Source organism: Flavobacterium sp. PL11, assembly GCF_035985025.1.
GTDB lineage: Bacteria > Bacteroidota > Bacteroidia > Flavobacteriales > Flavobacteriaceae > Flavobacterium.
Genome location: NZ_JAXCIA010000012.1, coordinates 45,630 through 71,463, shown reverse-complemented (window position 1 = coordinate 71,463; position 25,834 = coordinate 45,630). Strand labels below are relative to the sequence as shown.

22 protein-coding genes are annotated in these 25,834 nt (G+C 31.6%); 18 read left to right on the top strand and 4 right to left on the bottom strand.

Features of this window, described 5'->3' with window-relative positions; all coding sequences use genetic code 11:
* Window positions 1–31: 31 nt before the first annotated feature.
* From RCH18_RS08275 to RCH18_RS08250, 6 genes are all read left to right on the top strand, one after another.
* Entirely contained in the window at window positions 32–1,099 is a 1,068-nt protein-coding gene (locus RCH18_RS08275; protein ID WP_326936282.1) for a hypothetical protein, read from the top strand.
* Window positions 1,100–1,233: 134 nt separating this feature from the next.
* Window positions 1,234–1,530: a helix-turn-helix domain-containing protein gene (locus tag RCH18_RS08270; protein ID WP_326936281.1), complete on the top strand. Its 297-nt coding sequence runs from the start codon at window positions 1,234–1,236 to the stop codon at window positions 1,528–1,530.
* 2 nt (window positions 1,531–1,532) lie between these two features.
* Window positions 1,533–2,000, top strand: a complete 468-nt coding sequence (locus tag RCH18_RS08265; protein WP_326936280.1) for a hypothetical protein — start codon at window positions 1,533–1,535, stop codon at window positions 1,998–2,000.
* Window positions 2,001–2,094: 94 nt separating this feature from the next.
* Complete coding sequence (locus RCH18_RS08260) at window positions 2,095–3,150, top strand: AAA family ATPase (RefSeq protein WP_326936279.1); 1,056 nt, start codon at window positions 2,095–2,097, stop codon at window positions 3,148–3,150.
* On the top strand, window positions 3,150–3,350 hold the full coding sequence (locus tag RCH18_RS08255; protein WP_326936278.1) for a hypothetical protein: 201 nt from the start codon (window positions 3,150–3,152) through the stop codon (window positions 3,348–3,350). Before RCH18_RS08260 ends, RCH18_RS08255 begins: the two co-directional genes overlap by 1 nt.
* Before the next feature lie 27 nt (window positions 3,351–3,377).
* Window positions 3,378–4,409, top strand: a complete 1,032-nt coding sequence (locus RCH18_RS08250; RefSeq protein ID WP_326936277.1) for a DUF6371 domain-containing protein — start codon at window positions 3,378–3,380, stop codon at window positions 4,407–4,409.
* A gap of 821 nt (window positions 4,410–5,230) precedes the next feature.
* Here the strand turns inward: RCH18_RS08250 and RCH18_RS08245 are convergent.
* Window positions 5,231–5,461 (bottom strand): hypothetical protein, encoded by a 231-nt coding sequence (locus tag RCH18_RS08245; protein ID WP_326936276.1) that lies wholly within the window; start codon window positions 5,459–5,461, stop codon window positions 5,231–5,233.
* A gap of 63 nt (window positions 5,462–5,524) precedes the next feature.
* Window positions 5,525–7,186, bottom strand: a complete 1,662-nt coding sequence (locus RCH18_RS08240) for an ATP-binding protein (RefSeq protein WP_326936275.1) — start codon at window positions 7,184–7,186, stop codon at window positions 5,525–5,527.
* 457 nt (window positions 7,187–7,643) lie between these two features.
* Between RCH18_RS08240 and RCH18_RS08235 the strand changes: the two genes are divergently transcribed.
* The 11 genes from RCH18_RS08235 to RCH18_RS08185 all read left to right on the top strand — a co-directional run bounded on the left by RCH18_RS08235 (window position 7,644) and on the right by RCH18_RS08185 (window position 21,927).
* Window positions 7,644–9,989, top strand: a complete 2,346-nt coding sequence (locus RCH18_RS08235) for a type I restriction-modification system subunit M (protein WP_326936274.1) — start codon at window positions 7,644–7,646, stop codon at window positions 9,987–9,989.
* A 12-nt stretch (window positions 9,990–10,001) separates the two neighbouring features.
* Window positions 10,002–11,099 carry a PDDEXK nuclease domain-containing protein gene (locus RCH18_RS08230; RefSeq protein ID WP_326936273.1) on the top strand — a complete coding sequence of 366 codons (1,098 nt, stop codon included), beginning with the start codon at window positions 10,002–10,004 and terminating at the stop codon, window positions 11,097–11,099.
* A complete protein-coding gene (locus RCH18_RS08225; RefSeq protein ID WP_326936272.1) occupies window positions 11,062–12,390 on the top strand; it encodes a restriction endonuclease subunit S in 1,329 nt (442 codons plus the stop codon). The genes RCH18_RS08230 and RCH18_RS08225 overlap by 38 nt, the downstream gene beginning before the upstream one ends.
* A 1-nt stretch (window position 12,391) precedes the next feature.
* Window positions 12,392–13,813: a DUF262 domain-containing protein gene (locus RCH18_RS08220; protein WP_326936271.1), complete on the top strand. Its 1,422-nt coding sequence runs from the start codon at window positions 12,392–12,394 to the stop codon at window positions 13,811–13,813.
* Between the two features lies 1 nt (window position 13,814).
* Entirely contained in the window at window positions 13,815–15,758 is a 1,944-nt protein-coding gene (locus tag RCH18_RS08215; protein ID WP_326936270.1) for a DUF262 domain-containing protein, read from the top strand.
* Entirely contained in the window at window positions 15,751–18,780 is a 3,030-nt protein-coding gene (locus RCH18_RS08210; protein WP_326936269.1) for a type I restriction endonuclease subunit R, read from the top strand. The genes RCH18_RS08215 and RCH18_RS08210 overlap by 8 nt, the downstream gene beginning before the upstream one ends.
* A 120-nt stretch (window positions 18,781–18,900) precedes the next feature.
* On the top strand, window positions 18,901–19,299 hold the full coding sequence (locus RCH18_RS08205) for a hypothetical protein (protein WP_326936268.1): 399 nt from the start codon (window positions 18,901–18,903) through the stop codon (window positions 19,297–19,299).
* Between the two features lie 256 nt (window positions 19,300–19,555).
* The gene (locus tag RCH18_RS08200; protein WP_326936267.1) at window positions 19,556–20,125 is read left to right on the top strand and encodes a hypothetical protein; all 570 of its coding nucleotides are present in this window, start codon (window positions 19,556–19,558) and stop codon (window positions 20,123–20,125) included.
* Entirely contained in the window at window positions 20,122–20,328 is a 207-nt protein-coding gene (locus tag RCH18_RS08195) for a hypothetical protein (RefSeq protein WP_326936266.1), read from the top strand. The genes RCH18_RS08200 and RCH18_RS08195 overlap by 4 nt, the downstream gene beginning before the upstream one ends.
* Window positions 20,329–20,376: 48 nt before the next feature.
* On the top strand, window positions 20,377–20,952 hold the full coding sequence (locus RCH18_RS08190; RefSeq protein WP_326936265.1) for a hypothetical protein: 576 nt from the start codon (window positions 20,377–20,379) through the stop codon (window positions 20,950–20,952).
* 78 nt (window positions 20,953–21,030) lie between these two features.
* Window positions 21,031–21,927 carry a helix-turn-helix transcriptional regulator gene (locus RCH18_RS08185; protein WP_326936264.1) on the top strand — a complete coding sequence of 299 codons (897 nt, stop codon included), beginning with the start codon at window positions 21,031–21,033 and terminating at the stop codon, window positions 21,925–21,927.
* Between the two features lie 256 nt (window positions 21,928–22,183).
* On the opposite strand, the gene RCH18_RS08180 is transcribed toward RCH18_RS08185, so the two are convergent.
* Window positions 22,184–22,555, bottom strand: coding sequence for a hypothetical protein (locus RCH18_RS08180; protein WP_326936263.1), 372 nt, complete (start codon window positions 22,553–22,555; stop codon window positions 22,184–22,186).
* A gap of 78 nt (window positions 22,556–22,633) precedes the next feature.
* Window positions 22,634–23,161: a hypothetical protein gene (locus RCH18_RS08175; protein WP_326936262.1), complete on the bottom strand. Its 528-nt coding sequence runs from the start codon at window positions 23,159–23,161 to the stop codon at window positions 22,634–22,636.
* A 328-nt stretch (window positions 23,162–23,489) separates the two neighbouring features.
* On the opposite strand from RCH18_RS08175, the gene RCH18_RS08170 reads away from it, so the two are divergent.
* Window positions 23,490–25,028, top strand: coding sequence for a Fic family protein (locus RCH18_RS08170; protein WP_326936261.1), 1,539 nt, complete (start codon window positions 23,490–23,492; stop codon window positions 25,026–25,028).
* The last annotated feature ends 806 nt before the right edge of the window (window positions 25,029–25,834 follow it).

Here is a 25,834-nt window from a genome sequence, read left to right as displayed (position 1 = left end):
TTTCGTACTATGCTATTAAAAATAAAGAATTATGAAATATTTTGGAATTTTGGACAGGGAAGAGTTAAAACTAGGATTAAAAATTCTTGAAATTGAGTCTAGCAAAGAAAGTTGTAAAGATTTTGAATTAGAGTTTTCACAGGAGATAATTGACATGTGCCGACAAGTAGATATAGAGCACTTACTAGTAGAGAAAGAAATTTTCAAATATACTTTCTTGAGTGATAAAATGATTGATTATGAGAATGATCCAACAAATTTTGAGGGAGAGTTCACTTTTGAAGATTTTGATGCTTTCTTAGATATCCCTATACTTATTTCATACAAGGTCTATGACCTTATCTATGAACTATACATTTTTAAAGTAGAGAAACTAAAACTAGATTTTTTTGACCTCTTTGAAGAGAACATATATGGGATGACCTATCAAGAAGCACGAAAAATGGCTCTAATTCATTTTAAAGAATTATACAACACGATCACATTATCTAATCCAGAACAATCTTTTACAATGAGAAATTCAATATATGAAAAAATCATTCATACACCTAGTTTACTTTATAAATTAGATCGAGAAAAAAAGCACATAATTAATAATATAAATATATATACTTATTTACCTTATCTGTATGGAGATATAAGTCTGTTCAATGTATCGCCATATTATAACGAGGATTTAATACACGAAATCACCTCTTTTCAAATAAAAGTTGATATTTTACTTGAATTAAACAATAGATTTAATTTTGAAACTGACATTTACTTTAATAATATTTTCTACTATCAAATAGAATCTATCGTATATCTTGACAGTTTTTTAAATTCAGGTGCTTACGCATTTACAATGTATACCATCAGTAACCTTGATAACATCAAAAGGTCTACGCTAGAGAGTTTATTACAATTTTTAAAAGTTAGCAAACTATTTAATAGTACAGCTGAAAAATTTATGGAAATAGTCAATTTGAAATTTGATGAAAACATAAAAACTTTAAAAAAACATCCTGAAATGAGAGGAGAAACAACTCATAAAATCAGAATGAATAACTTTCAAAAAGAATGGGAATTTTTCAAGGCAAAATACTTTCCAGAAGACTGATTAAGACCAAAACAATTTTTAGACATACATTTTCATTTTTAAGACATACATTTCAATCCCTCAGACATAAATTTAATTTGCTGATATTACACATGTTAAGTTAATTGCAATCAATTAATCTTAACAAAAGTAACATGAACACACAGCAATTTTTTCGATCCTTTGACAACCTTCAAGAAGAGGTAAAAGAACTCAAAGCACTTCAAAAAAGAGTTCTACTATTATTAGAAAACTTTAGACTTATCTCCGCAGATAAATCCTCACTACAAGAGGACTGGATTTCTGTAAAGGAAACTTGCACTCTATTAAGTTGTAGCGAAGTCACCTTGTGGAAGATTAGAAAGGATGGCACAATACCTTTTACAAGAATTAAACGAACCATTCGATTTAAGAGAATTGATGTAGTTAATTATTTAAACCAAAAAGGATAATTATGAAATCAACAATCTTAACCGTTCGAGTTACCGGAGAACTTTACGAAAAACTTTCCAATGACTCTTTTGAATTAGGAATAACTAATTCAGAAAACGTACGCTCAATAATCAAAAAACATTTTTCTGGAGAACATATAGGAAATGAAATTTACAATTCAAGTGATTTTATTTTTCTAATCGCATGGCTATTTGAGAAAAAAGCAAATCGTTATAACAATTGCAATAAGCAAGAGCTTATAAATCTTACTAAAATTCTACAAAAAGTTATCAGTTCTAATTGTATGCCATCACATTTACTTGAAGAGCTCGATAATGTTCTCAATGATATCAATAGGTTCATTAAAGAATTTGACGCAGAGAATAACCACTTTAGATTTTGTGTCCCATATCAAGATGACACCTTCGACTATACTGGAATTATGGAGTATATCGTATATAAAGCATCTGAAAACAAAATTCAACTTTAAAATTTAATTGTATACAGACCGTATTACATAGAGTCTTACAAAATGTAATACGGTCTTTCATACACTTCTAGAAATATAAATAACTATAAAAAATATGGCCGAAAACACGAAAAACGGCGCAAATGCTGTAAAAAATCTAAAGAACGCACTTGAATCTGACATACAGAAAGATTTTGAGTACAATACAACTATTGAAAGTCCTAGCTGTTTTAATATTAAAACTATTAACGATTGGATTGAGGAAGCTAAAAATAGGCCAATTCCAAATATGTTATTTAGTGAATTATGGTATGAAAACGAAACCTGTATTTTATTTGCTGACACCAATCTTGGCAAATCGATTTTAGCATTACAAATTTCAAATTCAATTAGCAAAGGGATTTCTATCGAAGGTTTTAAAAATGAAGTTGAACCGCAAAAGGTCATGTATTTCGATTTCGAATTATCAGACAAGCAAATTGAGAATAGATATTCTAATGATTATAATGATCACTATATATTCAATAAAAATTTATTACGAGTAGAAATCAATCCAGACCAGGAGATTTCATCAAAATTTAGAGATTTTGAAGAGTATTTATGCTTCTCAGTAGAACAAGCGATAATTAAGCACCATACTAAAATAATTGTCATTGATAATCTTACTTATTTAAAAAATGATACCGAAAAAGCAAAAGAAGCTTTACCCCTGATGAAATTTCTAAATAGTATGAAGAAAAAATACGGATTATCAATATTAGTGCTGGCTCATACTCCAAAACGAGATTCATCTAAACCACTTACTAAAAATGATTTATCTGGAAGTAAAATGCTTATGAACTTTTGCGATAGTTGTTTTGCTATTGGAGAAAGTGCTCAAGAAAAAGGGCTTCGCTATATCAAACAAATTAAACAACGAAATACTGAACTAATTTATGATATCGAGAATGTAATTGTTTGCAAAATTGAAAAAAAAACAAACTTCTTGGAGTTTATTTTTGAAAAATTTGGCAACGAATTAGAACATTTAAAACCAAGAAACAACGATGAGCGGCTCACAGAGATTCTCTCTCTAAAAAAATTAGGCATTAGCAATACTGAAATTGCAGCAAGATTAGGAAAATCAGAAGGAACAGTAAGAAAAGATTTAAAAAAAGCAGATAATTATTAATGACCGCACAACTAACCTATCAAATAATACAGACTCTCCCCGAAACGGAGAGAACACTGCTATTTGATATGTTAGAATCGGATAAAAAGCCATTTTCGATTGATGATTTATTAAACCCTAAAGAAGTGGTTATACCAAGTGACAATGAAATGATTTGTTACTTAATTGAGAACTGTTTCAGTAAAATTAAAGACTCGTAATATTCGTAACAATCGTTAGGGTTACGAATGTTACGAATGTTACGAATTCAAATTAAACCTATGTATCATTACTCACTTGACAAATCCTGTAAAAAATTTATTTGCCCCCGCTGCCATAAAAAAAGCTTTGTGAAGTATTTCGACAATGTAAACAGCGGGTATTTGGAAGATCACTTAGGTAGATGTGATCGAGAAACCAACTGCAAGTATCATTTAGCACCAAAGCAAAATCAAACTATCACAACCATAGCAAATCTTCCAGTACAACTAAAAGTATCTACATTAGATCCTGAATTACTAAATCGATGCAAAAAGAATTTCAAAAAAAATAACTTAATTCACTTCCTCAGAACTTACTTCTCAGACGAAGAAATAGAGGTGGTAATTGAAAAGTATTTCATTGGAACATCTGCGCACTGGAATGGAGCTACTGTATTTTGGCAAGTTACTGACCAAAATGAAGTTAGGACCGGTAAGGTCATGTTATATGATACTAATTCAGGATCACGAATAAAAAAACCATTTACTCATATTACATGGGTACATAAAATTCTAAAAATAGAACCATACAACTTGCAACAATGTTTGTTTGGATTACACTTGAAGAACTTTAGCAAAACTATAGCGATTTTAGAATCTGAAAAATCAGCAATTATGATGAGTCTTCTGCTTCCAGATTACACATGGATGGCTACAGGAAGTAAAGGAAACTTAAAAAAGGAAATACTTTTACCAATTAGAGAATTTAATATAGTAGTCTATCCTGATAAATCAGAATTTGAAGACTGGAACAAAATAATTCTTATTTTACAAAAGGACGGATTCAAAATTAGATGTAGTCAATTCATAGAAATGTTAAATGTTCCAACAGGAACTGATTTAGCAGACATCTATCTTGAAACAAGGAAAAATAACTTTATAATTCCAATTCCAACAAAATTATCCAAAACCGAAATTGAAGTGCAAAGATTAGCTAATATTAATCCCGAGATTCTGACTTTAATTTCTGTTTTTGATTTGCTTGATGAAAATCATAATTCTATTATTTATATTAAATAAATTTGATTAATTTAGCATTATAATTTAATATTAATCAGTACACGATTCCGTATACGTTTTTGATAAAATCAAGTAATTAAAGGACATATTCGATGAAATTTAAGAAATTTAATCGAATTCATAACCCTGAGGTCACGGGTTCAACTCCCGTCTTCGCTACAAGAACAAACCCTTAAACATCAACTGTTTAAGGGTTTTTTGTTGTGTAAAATTTCCTTAAAAAGTCAGACTCGTTTCACAGGAGTGACGTGGAGGAGTGACGTATTTCATTTTAGAGACCTGATTTTTTAGTAATATTAATTCAATTGCAGACAGATTTTTTGCAGTTAATCAAAACTTTTTGAGGATTTTTTTGGTTGAATACAAACAGACAATTCCTATCTAGATTATAAAAAACATCGAATTACTCCATATTCTGTACTTACATTATTTTCAGCATTACTTTTAAGCATAATGTAAACCCAATAAAATTCAATTTCTTTTCTGTTAAATCATTTCAGAAGATAAAAAAAGAACAAACTAAATTATTGAACTCATCAGTATTTCCCTAACATTAAGCGGCATTAAGAAAACACTTGATTCTTGTAAAAGTTTCATACAAAGGCTTATATCCAACTCATTTTTGTATATTAATTATATATCAAAAAAAGTTAGCTGCGCTGAGCTACTCTATTAAAATTCTAATGATATATCAAGTTTTGTAGACAAGATTTACTTTTTTCGACATCATTAAAAATCCTTTTGATGGAGATTGTTATTTGCTAAATATATTAATCAAAAATAAAAACTTTACAAGGAGAGGATAAAAAGCCTAATATCAATTACCCTCTTTTGTGCCAACTTCTTCCGTTTGTTGTCGAATAATAAAGTCCTTTAGATGTATTTGCTAAAAGTTCTTTTCCTGTATCGGTTAAATCGTGAAATTCTCCATAAGAAGATCCTGAATAGCGAGTATGCCACGATCTTCCTGAAGTTGTCGAATATTCAATTTTGTTATTTTCTTTGGGACAAATTCTAATTAATTCATCTCCTTTGGTAATCATTTGTGACATAGTAGTTGTTTTTTTTAAGGTTAAACATCAAATATATTGCTAGGCTCTGCCTAAATAAGCCCGTTAAAATCCAATTTTAGTAGTAATCGCACTTTTCTCCCATTTCTCGGAATCACAAAAAGTGATGATTTTTTCAAAAGTCAATTTATTACCCAAAACCACTTCTTCCATAATACATTTACGGGCAATGTTCCCCATTTCGCCACCTGAAAATTTATAGGAATTGGCTAGAAACGATGCTTCTTTAGGAGTTATTGTTGGTAATTTATTTTTCCAAATTTTAGCAGCGTTTTCTAAAGATGGTGTATCGAATTTTATTTTGAATAGAAATCTTCTCTCAAAAGCAGGATCCAAATTAGCTACCAAATTTGAAGTAGCAAACAGAATTCCATCAAAATTTTCCAGTTCCTCTAAGAGAATGTTCTGAATAGCATTTTCAGTATCGGAAACACTCGAAGAACCAGCACTTTTTCGTTTTCCAATTACGGCATCGGCTTCATTAAAAAGCAGTAACGGACATACTTTCTCTTGTTTCTTGAATTCATAATAATCCGTAAATATCTTTTTAACCAGTTTTTGACTTTCACCAAACCACATCGATTTGGTTTCCGATATTTCAACTTTAAATATTGGTCTTTTGTATTTCTTGGCAATTTGATATACCGTTTCTGTTTTGCCTGTTCCTGGCGCACCATAAAAAAGTACAGGCACCCCTACTGGAAGATGATTGTCTTTTAATCGTTTTTGTAAATTTGTAAATGACGAATGCGACATACTATTTACAATAGGCTCCAGCAACTGTTTTTCTAAAGGATTGTAAAACAAATTTGTTTTTTGAATTTTATCAGGATAAATGAGTTTGTCGTTGTTACTGTCTTTTTGAAGAAATGCAATGCCTTCTAAATCGTGAAGCATTTTTATTGTCTTTGCTGACAACTTTAGGTGGTGTCTGTTGGCAAATTCATTTTTGTCTTTTTCTACCAAATTCAACTTGTTCAACTTGGTTTTTCCCAAAAGAAAAGTAGAAACATACTTAAATGTATCACTCTTACTGTTGGTAAAATCATCAACCGTTTTTTGAAAAGCAGTATTAAAATTGTTATCCCCTATGGCGATCGCATCAATTATAGTATCAAAAAATATGAAAGAATCGATAGGCTCTAAATGCTCACAGGCATAATTGACCAATGGAAACTTCTTATTGTCCTGCAACAATTTTTTAAATTTATATAAGAAGCTGTTATAACGAATTTCTTTCTCATCTTTAGCATTACTTAATTTATCTATATCTTTCAAAAAGGCATAAAAATTATCTTCTCTGGGTTGAATCGAAATCAATTCAGAAGGGATCTTTGTGTTAGAAACTAGAAAATCTAATAGATCTTTCTTCACACAATAATCAGTACGAAGTATATTTCCATGCCTGTCTTTCGCTAAAATATTTTTGTTAACTAAATATTCAATATCATTTAAGTAACTTAGTAAACCTACTTTTTCTACACCGAAATAAATAATCAACTCGTTCAATTCAATTTCGTCAAAACAAGATAAACTAATAAAACTAGCAACTAAAATACTTTGAATATCGCTAATTTGAAAATAAGCTGAAATATGACCTATTTCGGGTAGCACATCAATATATCTATCAAAATCTAACTTCCCATGTTTTGAAACTTGATGAACTTTTTCTACGGCTTTTAAAATAGTGATTTCTTTGACTTTCATAATTTTGCGTTTTAGTATACTGCAAAACTAAAACGACACACTGCCAGATTGTGTCGTAGTGAAAATTTATTAAAACACTAAACCCCGATAAGTTAGCGACAATTGAAGATAAAATTAATCTGCTACTTGTAATCAAAAATGAGAGCTTTAAACTAAAAAAAAATGCAATCTTGTTTATTTTTTCATACTAATTTACATTCATTCTCAAAAGCGATTGCCTATAATGAGGAAAACCGTAAATAGTAGTTAATAAAAAGATTTATTTTTGGTATTAAAAAATAAGTAACTGACAAAATTTATCGATAAATACTCGATTATTTAAACTAATCACATAAAGATTTCAATAGGATTTTTCTATATAAAAGTATAGATTTACAAGTTGTCATTTCAGGCTGTTATTAGCTTAAAACGACTTTATTTTAAAACAATTAGCATAACAATACAATATTAAATTTCAATGAACCAATCCGTACATAATAAATTAGTTTCTTTCATTTGGTCAATTGCAGACGACTGTCTTCGTGATGTTTACGTTCGCGGAAAATACCGTGATGTCATTTTACCGATGGTCGTTTTACGCCGATTAGATGCATTGTTAGAACCAACGAAAGATGCTGTCATGGAAGAATTAACCTTTCAAAGAGACGAAGCACAATTCACTGAATGGGACGAAAACGGATTGCGTGCCGCTTCTGGTTACGTGTTTTACAATACTAGCGAGTGGACTTTGCAAAGACTTCATGACACGGCAACCAATAGTCAACAATTACTACAAGCCAATTTTGAAGATTATTTAAATGGTTTCAGTCACAATGTGAAAGAGATTATTGAGAAGTTCAAATTACGCAGTCAAATTCGACACATGGCTACCAAAGATGTGCTGTTGGACGTTTTAGAAAAATTCACTTCACCAGACATCAATGTTACACCTTTCGAAAAAAATGACAGTAACGGTAGAAAACTTCCAGCTTTGTCTAATCTCGGAATGGGATATGTATTTGAAGAATTAATTAGAAAATTTAATGAAGAAAATAATGAAGAAGCGGGAGAGCACTTTACGCCACGTGAAGTAATTGACCTTATGACACACATTATTTTCGATCCAATCAAAAACAATCTACCTCCCGTAATGACCATTTACGATCCAGCCTGTGGTAGTGGAGGAATGTTGACAGAATCTCAGAATTTTATCAAAGATGAAGAAGGTGAAATTCGTGCAAAAGGTGATGTGTATTTATATGGAAAGGAAATAAATGATGAAACCTACGCCATTTGCAAATCGGATATGATGATAAAAGGAAATGATCCCGAGAATATTCGTTTGGGTTCTACCTTATCTACAGATGAATTTGCAGGAAAGACTTTTGACTTTATGTTGTCCAATCCTCCTTACGGAAAATCTTGGGCAAGTGAGCAGAAATATATTAAAGACGGTAAAGAAGTTATAGATCCTCGTTTTCAAATTCGACTCAATGATTATTGGGGTATCGAAGAAGATGCCGATGCTACGCCAAGATCTTCGGATGGGCAACTATTATTTTTGATGGAAATGGTTAGTAAAATGAAATCACTTTCGCAAAGTGCTGCTGGAACAAGAATCGCTTCGGTTCATAACGGAAGTAGTTTGTTTACTGGTGATGCAGGTGGAGGAGAAAGTAATATCCGAAGGTATTTAATCGAAAATGATTGGCTCGAAGCAATTGTGCAACTGCCGAACAATCTTTTTTACAATACTGGAATCACAACTTATATTTGGATTTTAAGCAATAATAAAACTGACAACCGAAGAGGAAAAGTGCAGTTAATAGATGGTGGGCAACTTTTTAGAAAATTGCGTAAAAACTTAGGAAATAAGAATTGCGAATTGGCGCCTGAGCATATTTCAAAAATCGTCAAGACCTATACAAATTTAGATGCGATTGAAAGAAATGGCGACAATACAATTGCCTCAAAAGTATTTGACAACGCTGATTTTGGTTATTATAAAGTAACGATCGAACGTCCAAAACGACTGAAAGCACAATTTACTGCCGAACGTATTGCGGATTTGCGATATGACAAAAGCATCAAAGAAGCAATGGTTTATGCTTTCGAAACTTTGGGAGAAGAAGTTTATAAATCAATCAGTACTCATAAAAAATCTTTGGAAGATTGGTGTGAAAAACAAGAATTGAATCTCAACAGCAAACAACTAAAAAGTTTGACTACTGATACAATTTGGAACAAACAGTTGAATTTGATGAATATGGCTCAAAGCCTAATGAAATCAGTAGGAACTGAGGAATATAATGATTTCAATTTATTTAAAGAGAAAGTAAACGCTGTTGTAAAAGCCGAAAAACTTAAAGTAAGTGCTTCTGAATTAAATGCGATTTACAATGCCATTTCTTGGTACGATGCTGATGCAGAAAAAGTCGTGAAAAGCACAGTGAAATTAGCTGGCGATAAGTTAGAGCAACTTTTAGAAAAACTGGATTGTACTGTTAAAGAACTTCCAGATCACGGGTATTATGCTACAGCAAAAAAAGGTGAGTATAGTACTTACGAAACTGAAAGTGATTTACGGGATACCGAAAACATTCCGCTCAAAGAAGATATTTACACCTACTTTTTACGAGAGGTAAAACCGCACGTCGATGAAGCGTGGATTAATCTTGACGCGACAAAAATTGGTTATGAAATCAGTTTTAATAAATATTTTTACCAGCATAAACCGCTGCGATCTATTGAAGAAGTAACCAAAGATATTTTGGATTTAGAGAAATTAAGTGACGGATTGATTGCAGAAATATTGGCTTTGTAAATTAATTTCAGGATGCAAATACTAGATACCGAATATAAAGAATGGTTTTTTGAATTAAAATCAAAGATCCGTTCGTCTCAAATAAAAGCTGCAGTAGCGGTAAATGCCGCCTTAATTAATTTCTATTGGGGTTTAGGGAAAATGATTGCCGAAAAGCAAGAAACAGCCGCTTGGGGGAATAAATTGATAGAGCAACTATCCTTAGATTTAAAAGAAGAATTCCCAACAATGACGGGTTTTTCGAGTCGAAACCTCAAATATTGCCGTAGTTTCTATAATTTTTATAAAGATACAATTGTGCAACAAGCTGTTGCCCAATTACAAAACATATCAATTGTAAAAAGTCAACAAGCTGTTAACCAATTGGAATTGCAATTATTAACTCAAATTCCTTGGGGACATCACATTTATATTTTTACAAAATCAGAAAATGTAGTACAAGCTCAATTTTACATTCAGCAAACTATAGAAAATGCCTGGAGTCGTGACACTTTAGCTTTGCAGATCAAATCGCAATTGTTTGCACGACAAGGAAAATCTATTACAAATTTCAAAAATACGCTACCAGAACCGCTTTCGGATTTGGCACAGCAAACATTAAAAGATCCTTATATTTTTGATTTCGTGACGATGTCTTCAAAAATGAAAGAGCGAGATTTAGAAAAACAATTGGTGGCACAAATCTCCAAATTCTTATTAGAACTCGGTAAAGGTTTTGCTTTTGTAGGACAACAGTATGCACTGGAAATCGCCGATAAAGAATACTTTTTAGATTTGCTATTTTACCACATTAAACTCAAATGTTACGTAGTGGTCGAATTAAAAAACACCGCATTTATGCCTGAATATACAGGAAAGATGAATTTTTACCTTTCGACAGTTGATACGCTGTTGAAACAGGATGACGACAGACCGACCATAGGGATACTATTGTGCAGAGACAAAAATAATATCGAAACCGAGTTTGCCTTGCGTGACATAAACAAACCCATCGGAATTAGTGAGTTTTCGTTTTGCGAAATATTACCAGAAGAACTAAAAAGTAGTTTGCCGACCATTGAAGAAATTGAAAATGAATTACAAAACCGAATTGACACCACCAATGAATAGTACCACTATAAAATTACAAGTTTACACATCTTACAAACCTTCGGGAGTTGAATGGTTGGGAGATATTCCTGAGCATTGGGAAGTTTTACCTGGACTCAATTTTATATTTGAAAATATGGATAGAAATAAGGGAATGAAACGAAATACGATTCTCTCTTTAAGTTATGGAAAAATTAGGGTTAAAAATGATAATGAATTAACGGGATTAGTGCCCGAATCTTTCGAAACGTATCAATTTGTAAATAAAGGTGATTTAATATTCAGACCAACTGACTTGCAAAATGATACAGTAAGTTTGAGAAGTTCTATTTCCGAGTTTGATGGAATTATTACCAATGCTTATTTAAATTTAAGATTTAAGAAAAAAGCAGATTCTAAATTCTATCATTACTTTTTTAGATCCATCGATAATAATAAAATTATTTATGGTTTAGGATCTGGCTTGCGTCAAAATATTAGCTATCTAGATTTTAGAAGGTTTCAATTTCCTTTTCCTCCACTCCAAGAACAAACCGCTATTGCTAAATTTCTAGACGATAAAACCGCCAAGATTGACCAAGCTATTGTTATCAAGCAACAGCAAATAGACTTACTCAAACAACGCCGACAAATTCTTATCCACAAAGCTGTTACGCAAGGGATAAATCCTAATGTTAAACTAAAAGACAGCGGTGTGGAGTGGATTGGGATGATTGCTGAGCATTGGGAGGTTACTAAACTAAAAAACACTGGAAAACTTATAAATGGTGCAACACCATCCTCTACAATTTTGAATTTTTGGGATGGAGATATCACTTGGGTTACTCCAAGTGATATTAATAATGTATTTATTATTGATAATTCAGAGCGTTTAATCTCAAAAGCTGGATATAAAAGCTGCGGGACAACTATGGTTCCCAAAGGTTCTTTAATATTAACCACCAGAGCTCCAATTGGAAAAATTGTAATTGCTGGTAAAGAATTATGTACTAATCAAGGTTGTAAATCATTAGTACTAAATAAAGATTTCATCAGCGATTATTTATATTATCAAATATCTATTTGCTCAGATATTTTAAATAGTTTAGGAACAGGAACAACATTTATGGAATTAAGTAATAAAGCATTAAAAAACTTTTTATTAGTTATTCCAACGAAAAAAGAACAAATAGAAATTTCAAATTATATAGAAAATGCTACTGATAAAATCGCCAAAGTTATTTCCTTAAAAGAGCAGGAGATTGAGAAGTTGAAGCAATATAAGAGTAGTTTGATTGATGGGGTTGTAACGGGGAAAGTAAAAATTAATTAACATGGGAATTAAAGTAGTAAGTTGTACACTTCAAGAATTATTGAATTCTAATGTAGCTACAATACCAAATACAGATATAAAAGGGCAATTGTATATTCCCGAATACCAACGACCGTATATATGGAAAGAAAAACAAATCAATCAATTATTGGATGGTATTTTAGAACATAATACATCTACGATTGAAGAAAAACCAATGTACTATTTAGGAAGTATCATTTTGCACCAAGATGAGAATCAGTTAAAAATTATTGACGGTCAACAACGAATAACTACTTCATTGCTTTTGCAAAAAATAAAATACCCAGACTCAAAAACAGGTATAACCTATTCCTCAGGAATTAGTATTGAAAATATCAATTATAATTTATCTTATTTAAAAAGTATAAAAGAAAAAGACATATTTGACTACCGAGAATTTGATGTTTTTGATTTTGTAGATTTTAATGCTATTAACGTTACACTTATTGTAACACCTACAGAAGACCTAGCCTATACTTTTTTTGAAACACAAAATACGGGGGGAGTTCGATTAGATGGAAGTGATATATTAAAAGCACACCATTTAAGAGCAATTACTTGTAAAAAAACAATTAATTACCAAGCACGACGGTGGGAGTCAATTGAAAGTAACAAAGTAGAATATGTGGTTCAGCTCTTAACTAAAATGAGATTTTGGGACAATAGAAAATGGAAACAATTTCCATTTTACAGAGACAGTAAAACAATAAAAAATGCTATTGTAGATGAGTACACACTAAAAACGAATAATCATGATGATATTTCATACTATTATAGTGCAGTTAAATGTGAAGAAGGCAGATTGCTTCAAATGCATGAGAGCTCCTATAAGCAACTGAAGCAACCATTAGCAAATGGCAACAATACACTCGATTATATAAATGATTATATTCATTTGCAAGAACTATTGTTTGGAAAAATAAATGACCACAGAATCGATGATGCTTTTTATGAATTTAGGAATAAAGTAGTCCACGGTTATGATGGGACCTTGTTTCTAAAGGAACTTTTTGAAATGGCCACAATAGCATATGTAAGTAGATTTGGTTTCCATAGGTTATTTGAAGCCTCCTTATGGCTGTATAGAATGATATATTCATTGCGAGTTTCGCACGCCAGAAATGTAAGAGAAGATAGTGTATTTAAGTTTGTATATGACAATCAATTTATTGATAATATTTTAGAAGTATTTACGCCCAATGAATTGTTTTTATACCTAAAAAAGTTTACATACACATTAAATAATGAAAATTTGCAGGATACAACTTCGAAGGGCAAACATATAAAAACATTAAAACGATATTTTACAGATTTTGAAGATACTACTTACTTTAAGAGTGCACCAAAAGATTTTGATAAGATATTAATGGAAGCAATAGCATTAACGATAAATAAGAAATAAAATGGATAGTAAATTTAAAACAGAAGTAGTAAGTTTAGAATCCCTTGATAATTATAACTTTTCAATTCCTACTTATCAAAGACCCTATGTATGGGGAGACGAGCAGTTAAAAAAAATGTTAGATGATTTCTATTCTACTTTTCAACATTCAAAAGATTCCATATATTATGTAAGTAACTTTTTGACTAAAGAAGAAGAAAACCATGCTGAATTAATCGATGGACAACAGAGGTTTACCACGCTATGGCTAATATCCTTTGTCATAAATACTATTAGGCCTGAATCTAATATTACAAAATTCTTAAAAAAGAATAACCAATTACGATTAGGATTTGAAATAAGAAAAGAAGTGAGTGAATTTTTGGAGTCTTTACTCGAAGATGAATCGGTTTCTAAAAAAATATACGATAATCAATTTATAATTGAATACCCTTACTTAAAAAACATAGCTAAAGCGTTGGTTTTCATTAATGGATATATGAAACAAATTCCCGAAAATGAAATAGAGTTATTTGGTAATTACATTTATACTAATGTCAAACTAATCAAAAACACAACTTCAAAAAACACCGATTTAAACAAGTTGTTTTCAACTATTAATAGCGCTGGAATTCAATTAGAACAAACGGATATTGTAAAGGCCAATCTATTAAGTCTTATTGACGACAAAGTGAAGTTTGGAAAAATTTGGGAAACATGTGAAAACATGAATAATTTTTTTGAAAGAAATGCTAGAACCTCTTTTCCATCGTCCGATTGGAGCAACATACACCTTGACAAAGTAGTTTCTTTTGATGATTCTATTTTTAAATATGAAAGTAATTTTGAAAACCTCGACATAAATTCAAAGATATTTTCAATTGATAATTTAGACATAAAATCTATTCCTCAATATCAATTTCCACAGAAAATACATTTAAGTGAAGGAAAAAGGGAATCTGACGAAATTTTCTGTAGATCAATTATAAGTTTCGGTCAATTACTTTTACATACTTATCGTATACATTTAAAGAAAGAAGCACTACAAGATTTTGATGGAACATTTCATGTCTCACGAATAATTGAAATATTCAAAGCTCTTGAAAATCGTAACAACCCTGATGAAATAAAACGTTTTATACTTCTATTGTGGGAAGTAAGACATGTATTTGATAAATATATAATTAAATGGATATCCGATGTTGATACAAAAACAGAATCATTGGAATTAGTTAACGTTAATAGAAATCAAGAAAATTATTACAGTAGATCTAAATATGAAAAATCTGCGAGTCTGATGTTACAAAGTATTTTATATTTTACAGGAGACTACTTGAGACAATACTGGCTTACAACTTATTTAGGTTATCTTTTGAACAAACATAATAATTTAGCTGCGACAGAAAACTTGCATTTGAAGTACTTAGAAAGAATTGATAATATTTTTTCAACTACAAAAAGTACAACGGATAAAGAATTATCTTGGAAATTACTCGAAGATAATGAAACTATCAAACAAGATTTTAACATTGAATTATACTTGGCATCAAGTTTAGGTACAAAATTTAAGCATTATTGGTTTCAGAAATTAGAATATATACTTTGGAAAAATTGGGAATTTGATAAAAATACGATGTTTAATAATTTCAGAATTATGTCTAAAAATTCTGTTGAACATATTTATCCTCAAGATCCAGAAAATAAAATGCAACATCCGGAAATAGATGATGTTTATTTACATTCATTTGGGAATTTGGTGCTTTTGAGTGTATCTCAAAATTCAGAATACAGTAATAAATCTGTAAATGTTAAGCGTTCTATGTTTAATGAAAAAGGAGATTCCTATGACACATTAAAATCTTTTTATATTTTTAACAGTTTTGATTCAGATTGGAATACCAATGAAATTGTAAAACATGAAGAAGAAATGATTAATAAGATATTTAAACATTACAAGAATGACTAACCAAACCAACGAAGCCGCTCTAGAATCTTCCATACAAAAAAAGCTTACAGGTACTTCTCTAGAAGAATTAAAGCAGGAAGGACAGATGCAAAGTCCACCGGAGTTATATCGTTCTGGAAATGGGTATTATATAGGTTTTGCAAATGACTTCAATCCAAAGTATGCGATTGATGAGGTTCGTTTTTGGCATTTTCTGGAAACAACCCAAGCAGAGGAGTTAGCCAAATTGCAAAAACAAAACGACTGGAAACTTAAAATTCTAGAGCGTTTGGATCGTTTGGTTAAAAAATATGGCATCTTGCGTCTGCTTCGCAAAGGTTTAGAGGTCGATGATGCGCACTTTACTTTATTATATGTGTTGCCTTTGGCAAGTAGTAGCGCTACTGCTAAAGCTAATTTTGATAACAATGAATTTAGCGTTTCGCGCCAAATCAGGTATTCGATAACCAATCCAGGAGAAGAAATTGATATGGTCATTTTTGTCAATGGTTTGGCTATCGCGACAATGGAACTCAAAAACCATTGGACAGGGCAAAATGCTAAAGTTCACGGACAGAATCAGTATAAATTTAAAAGAGATATTAGCCAACCCCTATTAAACTTTGGGCGTTGTATCGTGCATTTTGCAGTCGATACTGACGAGGTTTATATGACCACTAAATTAGATGGCGCAGGAACTTTTTTCCTCCCGTTTAATCTTGGACATAATTACGGTAAAGGCAATCCGCCTAATCCCTTTGGGCACAAAACGGCTTATTTGTGGGATGAAGTTTTAACACGTGAAAGTCTCTCAAACATTATCCAGCATTTTGTACGTTTTGATGGAAAAGAAAAAGATGCTTTAAGCAAAAAAAACTTGTTTTTTCCACGGTACCACCAAATGAATGTGGTTCGAAAACTAATAGCTGATGCAAGTAAAAACGGTGTGGGACAAACTTACTTAATTCAACATTCAGCTGGTTCAGGAAAATCAAATTCCATCACTTGGGCAGCCTATCAATTAATAGAAACCTATCCCGAAATTGAAACCACTCCCGGAAGCCGTGGAATTACAAATCCACTGTTTGATTCGGTTATTGTAGTTACTGACAGAAGATTATTAGACAAGCAACTACGAGAGAATATCAAAGAATTTTCGGAAGTCAAAAACATAGTAGCGCCAGCTTATTCTTCCAAAGAATTAAAAGAAAGTTTAGAAAGCGGTAAACGAATAATTATTACAACAATTCAGAAATTCCCTTTCATAGTCGATGGAATAGCCGATTTAAGTGATAAACGTTTTGCCGTAATTATAGATGAGGCCCATAGCAGTCAAAGTGGTTCAGCCGCCGATAATATGAACCGCGCAATGGGAAGTAATACTGTTGAGGAAGAAGAAGATCCACAAGACAAAATTCTTGAAATAATGCGTTCTCGTAAAATGAGTAAGAATGCATCTTATTTAGCATTTACGGCTACACCTAAATCCAATACGTTAGAAAAATTTGGAGAAATGCAAGAGGACGGAAAATTCAAACCGTTTCATTTGTATTCGATGAAACAGGCCACTGAAGAAGGCTTTATATTAGATGTATTAGCGAACTATACGACGTACAAAAGTTATTATGAAATAGAAAAATCTATAGAAGATAATCCTTTATTTGACACCAACAAAGCACAGAAAAAATTAAGAGCTTTTGTAGAACAGCACAAACAGACTATTGCTATTAAGGCTGATATTGTTCTAGATCATTTTATCACCAAAATTGTAAATACAAAAAAGCTAAAAGGTAAAGCGAAAGCTATGGTCGCAACTCAAAGTATCGAATCAGCAATTCGTTATTTCTTTGCCATACAAAACATTTTAAAAGAAAAAGGACAACCTTTTAAAGCTATAATCGCTTTTTCAGGAAAGAAAACAGTGGATGGAATTGAATATAGCGAAGACAGTATTAATGGTTTTGCCGAAAAAGAAACCCGCGATAAATTTGATACTGACGACTATAAAATATTAGTAGTCGCAAACAAATACCTAACAGGGTTTGACCAACCTAAACTAACAGCGATGTATGTGGATAAAAAACTGCAAGGTGTTTTAGCTGTACAAGCATTGTCAAGATTAAACCGTGCCGCTAATAAATTAGGGAAGAAAACAGAGGATTTATTTGTGCTGGATTTCTTCAATTCAACAGAGGAAATGAAAGAGGCATTCGATCCTTTTTATACAGCAACCTCATTGAATAAAGCTACTGATGTCAATGTATTACACGAAATAAAGGCAACTTTAGACGATGTAGGCGTTTATGAATGGTCAGAAGTAGAAGATTTTGTAGATAAGTATTTCAAAAAAGTAGATGCTCAACTTTTAAGTCCAATTATAGATTTGGCCGCCGATCGATTTAATTTTCAATTAGAATTGGAAGATAGTGACAAAGCTGATTTTAAAATCAAGGCCAAGCAGTTTGTCAAAATATACGGTCAGATGGCTTCTATCCTACCCTATGAAGTGGTCAATTGGGAAAAGCTTTTCTGGTTTTTGAAGTTTTTAATTCCAAAACTGATTATTATTGATCCAAGTAGCGATGCTTTGGATGAATTATTAAATTCAGTCGATTTGTCAACATACGGGTTGGAAAGAGTGAAACTGAATGCAGGTATTGGTTTAGACGATTCAGAAACCGAATTAGATCCACAAAATCCAAATCCTCGTGGAGCACACGGAACAGACAAAGACGAAGATCCTTTGGATTTAATCATCAATAGTTTCAATGAACGTTGGTACCAAGGTTGGGATGCCACACCAGAAGACCAAAGAGTAAAATTTGTTACGCTAGCTAAAAACATTCAAGCACATCCTGACTTTCTCGATAAATATTCTGAAAACGCCGACGCTCAAAATAGAGAAATTGCATTTAAGAAAATATTTGATGATGTCATGGCGCAACAACGAAAATCAGAATTAGATTTATATAGAAAAGTAACCCAAGACGATGCATTTAGAATTGCCATGCAGGATACCTTGAAGCGAATTTTGACAGCTTAAAATAATACTTTTACAAACTCCGAAGCAATATACTTCGGAGTTTTTTTTCCACCATCCAAAACTACTCCGTCGTATTATGGCAGTCAGCGCCTTTATCTTTGCACTATAAATCAAAGTAAAATGACTGTAGACGAAAATAAAGACGAAATTCTAAACACCTACTCCTCTTGGAAAAGTCTTGGTGACTCAATCGATGACGATAAATATGCCGAAATTGATGAAGGTTATATCAGAACACTAATTGCTACTTATTGTGAAGAACAAGGTTATGAAGTAGAAGGTTTTCCAACAGAAAAAAGAGAACTCGGTAAAACGAATGACTATTATGATGAAGACTATTTCACGTGGGAACGAGACGAAAAATACATTGATATTTTATGTTTAGAAAAAGAAGATGTGCTGGAATTACGCTTTTTTTATTACAAAACCTTTTGGTCCGATCAAGTGACTTCCAAAGAGCAAATAATTGAAGAAATCAATATTTCGTTAAAAAATAATCATTACGATACTGACTTTTAAAAGTAATAGATTAATTTCAAACCGACACCGTATGTCGTAACAACACCATTTCTTTGTATCAAATAAAAAGCTGATGATGATAATACCAATTGTGTTTTAAATTTACGGCTTTGTATCTTGTCAAATCGAGCCCTTCGTCTGCGCTCAGGACAGGCTTTTAGTCGAGATTATATATGACTTGTAAAAAGGGTTTCGACTCCGCTCAACCTGACAAAAAATCACAAGCTTATTACAGTATATTCAAAGATTAAATGGTATGACAAAAAATACACCTTTTAGATGTCATTCTGGTGGTGCTGTTGGTGCAGATATCCATTTTGAATATTTTGGGGCACTTTATGGTGTAAAAACTTTGGCTTATTCTTACCAAACACCTTATCATAAAAGCATCAATAAAGTGGAAATATCAGAAGCCGATTTTCAAGATGGAATTCAAAAAATAGCGCTGGCTAATCAATCCTTAAAGCGAAAAGTAAATGTAAAACACTTGAATTTGCTGGCTAGAAATTGGCAACAAATTAAAAATGCAGACCAAGTTTTTGCCATTAGTAAAATCATTTTCAAAAATATAGAATGTGTGTCGGGTGGAACGGGTTGGGCAATTCAAATAGCTATTGACCATCACAAAGAAATCTTTGTATTTGACCAAGTTCAAAACGCTTGGTTTGAATGGTCTTATTTGAACTCGAAATTCTGTATCTTAGAATCATGTCCTACAATTACAAGTTTGAATTTCGCAGATATTGGAATTCGGAAAATTACTTTAAACGGTATTAATGCCATCGAAGATTTATATATCAATTCATTTAATAAAGCACAATTATGAAACAACTACTGATCACCTTGACCGACGAACAACACGAAATGTTCACCCAAAAAATACAAAGCGAAGCCAGTAAAAATATGGAGCATAGTACCCTTACTGGATTTTCGATTACTTTAAAAGAAGCTTTTCCAGGAATGTCTTGGCTAACGGTTGACATGAATGGTGAATTGGATTTGGGTGATGTCGATTGGAAAATAATTTAAAAAGTATATATTAGGAAAAGTGATTAACTCATCTAATACATCTAGACTGTGCCTCAAATTAAAATCAACATTTTTGGAGAAGGAATCGAAATTAGGCATCTCCTGCTCGATCCTGAAATTTTAGAACAATGGAATGAAATCGCCTCACGAAAAAACAAAGTTATTACGGACCTAATAACTGATCCTTTTTTCTATCATGCATTACGGAATCCAAACATAAGATCTCTGGAAGATTTGAATGCAAACGTGGTCAAAGCGATGTTAGACACGTCAATGAGCCAAATAGAAATTTGGTTTCAACGTCATAAAGTGATCAAATTCAAATCACATGAATTATTCAACGAAATGGTTTTATTCCCTTTGTTTCAAATCCAAGAAAATCTTGTATTTGGTACAAATGAATTTCATGCTGGATTATATGCTATCAAAAAAGAAAAAGGTTTACTGCGTTCGATTTCGATAGAGACTTTAGATGAAGAACTCAATCTGGATGATTTTATTTTTGAAGTATCCTACTATCAAAACAATCGTATTTTAACTAATATTAATTATAAGAACCAACAATTACAATTGATCAAAAGCGATACTTTAATAATACATCAAAGTGCTTTTGAAATAAAATAATTTTAAATAATCCAATACATTCTGCCGTATTTTGTCGCTATTAAATAGTATTTTAGCAGGATTAAAATTACAATAGACATGGCAAAAGTAGGTTTTTACAAAAGGTATTTATACATCATCGAGCGACTTCAGACGGTTCCAACGAACTTTAAAGATTTACATCAGCATGTATTGAAAAAATTAGAAAATGATGATTTAGGATCTAATTTTGAATATTCAGCGCGCACATTTGATAGAGATAAAAAAGACATTGCAGATTTGTTTGGCATTTATATCAAATTCAATCGAAAAGACAAGGTTTATCACATTGATGAAGAAACAGAAGATCCATCAGTTTCCAGAATGATAGAGGCTTTTTCGATCCATCAAGCAATGAAAGAAAGTACCAAAATTACGCCCAGCATCTATTTGGAAAAAAGAAAATCGTCAGGTACTCATCTGATGAACGGCATTCTCTATGCGATTCAAAACCATTTACAACTGAGTTTTACACATACTAAGTTTTGGGATATGGAAATCACGGAGCGCACGGTAAAACCACTGGCGATCAAAGAATCGCAACACCGTTGGTATTTAATCGCGTGGGATAATAATACTGAAATGATTAAAAACTTTGGCTTTGATCGTATTACCAACCTACGCTTTTTAGATACGAAGTTCAAACCAATGACTGTCAATATTGAAGAGAAGTACCAGCATGCTTTTGGTGTCGAAACTTATTCAGAACCACAGAAAATAATCTTAGAATTTACTTGGCAACAAGGAAATTACATCAAATCATTTCCGTTGCATTCTTCGCAAAATATAATAAGCGATAGTGATGATAAATTAGTGATTGAATTATTCCTGCATCCTACTAATGATATCGCCATGGAATTATTGAAATATGGTGCAGAAGTGAAAATTATAGAACCCGAATCGTTGCGAAATGATATTAAGAATCGTGCAGTGGAAATGATGAAATTGTATGAATAAGAAATGTATTGTTGGAAATTTTTGATTAATGAATACAGCCCGAAACTGCTTTTGAAAATAACGAATTATTCTTAAATACTAATTTTGAGTAATAAGCCACACCATAACGACTATTTTGCTGTTTCGCTGCAAGATTTTGAAAACCTTGCAGGAATTAAGGTCTAATAAGACTTTAAAGTAAACAGATAAACAGTATTTTATTATAGCAATCCTAATTGCAAATTGTTTCGAATTTTATTCTATAAAAATTGAGATATCAAAATCCTGTCGCAAGAATATTAACTGCAATAGCATCTTCTAGCTTTAGATCCTCAGAAACTCCCAGAACAATGTTGGTACAATGACCAGTTTCATTTTGGATATAATCATTTATTTCCCCTATTTCATCAATTGTAATTTTCACTTTTCCAGAACTAATTGCCAATAGAATATTTCGTGCCCCTTCTATTTTGCTGTTTAATAATAGAGGTACTTTTAATGCCGAAATAACAGCCGCTTCTGCTCTTTTTGGTCCTGTGGCTTTTGCAGATCCTACGAAGACGTTAGCGCTATTAGATAATACTGCTCTTATATCATCAAAATCAGGTTCCTTATCATCATCTATTCTCGCTCTACTAAAAACAATCACATTTGCAATTATATTTTTAATTGCTTCATTAATAGTTTCATTAATTTTTAATGATTGCTCCTCAAAACTTAGATTTCCTTATACTTCCTCCAATCTATTAATATCAATAATAAGTAAAGAATCTAGCGAATTAGGCAGTGGACTATTTTGACCAAAAACTAGCTTTGACGTTTTTATGCCTCCTTGCTGTGCAGCTGCAGTCACAATCGCTAAACTAATAACCTCTTTATTTTTAGCAAATTCAGCTATTATTTCTACATTGCTTGGATCAGTATTTTCGGCAATAATGAGGATTATTTTAGTTTTTTCATCAATAATTTCATCCAGATTATTCCCTATATAATACTTTTTACCATTTAAATCGCAGTTCTCTAATACAGAGGTATTCACACCGATATTAAGCTGTGTTTTGTTTGATTTAATACCGCTTTTCGAAGAAACTACACTTGCGTCAAACACCGCTAAACCAAGTCCTATACAGCCAGTTTTGCGTAAGTGATTGATCGTGTAAACCCCTCTATCACCAACTCCTACTACCTTTATCATTCCACTTAGAATTTCGGGTATTTCAATTCCATTCGTTAAGTTTTCTAAGTAATTATCCATAATGTTTCTTTAAATTTTTTTAAAGCTACAATAGATGTCCGCCAAGAGATGACGTTTCAAAATATATTTATAAATGAATCATTATTGAACATAATTAAAACCATTAATATATTTTTTGCCTGTTTTGGGGTAGGCAAAAAAGTTTAATATTGTTTATTATCATTAGAATATTAACGAAATTGACTTCAGTTATTCTCATTTAATAGAATTAAAACTCTAAAACTCTAAAAATATTTATATTGTCTTTAATTTGAAAAAAAATAAGTGATTTTCATCAAGTATAAGTATATTTCACTTACTTTTGAGTAATCATTTTTCACAAATACACATGGATATTAATCATTTTTCACTTAAGATAAGTGTTTTTCACGGCTACAAAACACCCGAAGACGGAACTTTAGTGGGTTATGGTGCTTTAATGGAAGCATTTGCTTTACCGATACCATTACCTTCTCGCTTATCATTAATAAGTACTAAAAAACGTCAATATGAAACTGATCATTGGCAAGTGCTTACTTCACGTCATGAACCGGAAGATACACTCTATAAACAGTTAGTATTTGCTTTAAAATACGAAGGAATAAATTTATTATTCTTTAAAAAACTATTTGAAAAACTATCAAAAGAAACAATAACTTCATTAGTACAAATAGAACCATTAGGACAATACAGCCGTAAAATATGGTTTTTATATGAATGGCTTACTGGTCAGACTTTGGATATTCAAGATTTGAATAAAGGAAATTTCGTTACTTTAGTTGATGAAGATCTACAATTTGCTTTATCCATAAGTGTAAATTCCAGCAGACACCGTATAAAAAACAACTTACCAGGCACGGTTGATTTTTGTCCATTAATATTCAAAACTCCTAAGTTAAGTAACTATATAGCTGAAAATCTTTCGGGTAAAAACAATATGTTTTTAAACGCTATTCGAAAAGACGTATTACAGCGCGCATCAGCATTTTTATTATTAAAAGATTCCAAAGCATCCTTTACCATAGAGGGAGAAGTTCCTACTAATACTAGAGCAACTAGATGGGGGAAAGCTATAGGTCAAGCAGGTTCAAAACCTTTAGACAAAGAAGAACTATTGCGATTACAGCAAATAGTAATAGAAAATAGTCGTTTTCTAAAAATGGGTTTTAGAGATGAAGGTGGCTTTGTAGGAGAACATGACAGAACCAGCGGCGAACCTATACCGGATCATATTTCAGCAAAATGGGAAGATTTAGAAAAGCTAATTGACGGAATACTTGCAAGCTACAAAATTGTTGAGGAAACAGGATTCAATGCCGTTTTAGCTGCTGCAAAAATAGCTTTCGGATTTGTTTTTATTCACCCGTATGTGGATGGTAACGGTAGAATACATCGTTATTTAATACATCATATTTTAACCAAAATGCAATTTGCACAACAAGGAATAATCTTCCCTGTTTCGGCTTCTATTTTAAATCATATTGATGATTATAGAATAGTATTAGAATCCTTTTCCCATCCATTATTAGACTTTATAGAATGGAAAACTACCAATTCGAACAATGTAGAAGTTTTGAATGAAACGATTGATTATTACCGCTATTTTGACTCAACTAAACAAGCAGAGTTCTTATTTGATTGTGTTAATGATACTATTGTAAATGTAATTCCTAATGAGGTTAACTATCTCCAGAAATACGATGCTATGAAAAAATATTTGGATGATACTTTTCAGATGCCTGACAAAACAGTTGCCTTGCTCATTCGCTTTTTAGAACAAAATAATGGAAAACTTTCAAAAAGAGCCCTAGAGAAAGAGTTTAATGTCCTATCTGAAATTGAGATAAACGAAATAGAAGAAAATTACATTTCAATTTTTGATAACTAACTTTGTTCACTACCTTAATAAAACTGGCTTTAACTTTCTTTGTAATGTAGCATATCAACAAAAAAGAATGAGTGAGGAAAACTACAAAAAACAACTACAATTTAAAATACTATTTACTAGTTAATTAAAATTTGTATGTAAGATAGTGTTGGATTTCTTAAATCTAAAGTCACGGATTCAATCGCAGTCTTAGCTACAAGAAGAAACCCTTAAACATCAATTTTACAAGAGTTTTTTAATACGGTACATTTTCTTAAAAACTAGACCTCATTTAAGAGGAGTGACGTATTTCATTTTAAAGAAATGATTTTTTAGTAATATTCATTCAATTGCAGTTGCTGCTTTAGAGCTCATTGTATCTCTTTACACTACCCAATAAATTAATTAAAAAAGATAATTTTACTGGCTTTCGTAATTCTATTCCTCCAGTTTTTATCGTAAATTACTTTTGCAGATTTTTTCTAATCTTATAGTAATACCAATTGTGTTTTAAATTTACTGCTTTGTATCTTACCAAATCGAGCCCTTCTTCTGCGCTCAGGACAGGCTTTTAGTCGAGATTATATATGACTTGTAAAAAGGGTTTCGACTGCGCTCAACCAGACAAAAAATCACAAGCTTATTAAAGTATATTCAAAGGTGGAGTGGTATAAAATCTTAAAGCACTAATCATGACACTATTTATTGAAATAAATTCAAAAATAAGTTTAGAATGTATTAACTGCAATACTGCACTTCATTGATTCGAAAATTTACTGATGATTAAATGATAATTATGAAATGAATTTTAAGGAATTTTAAATAAT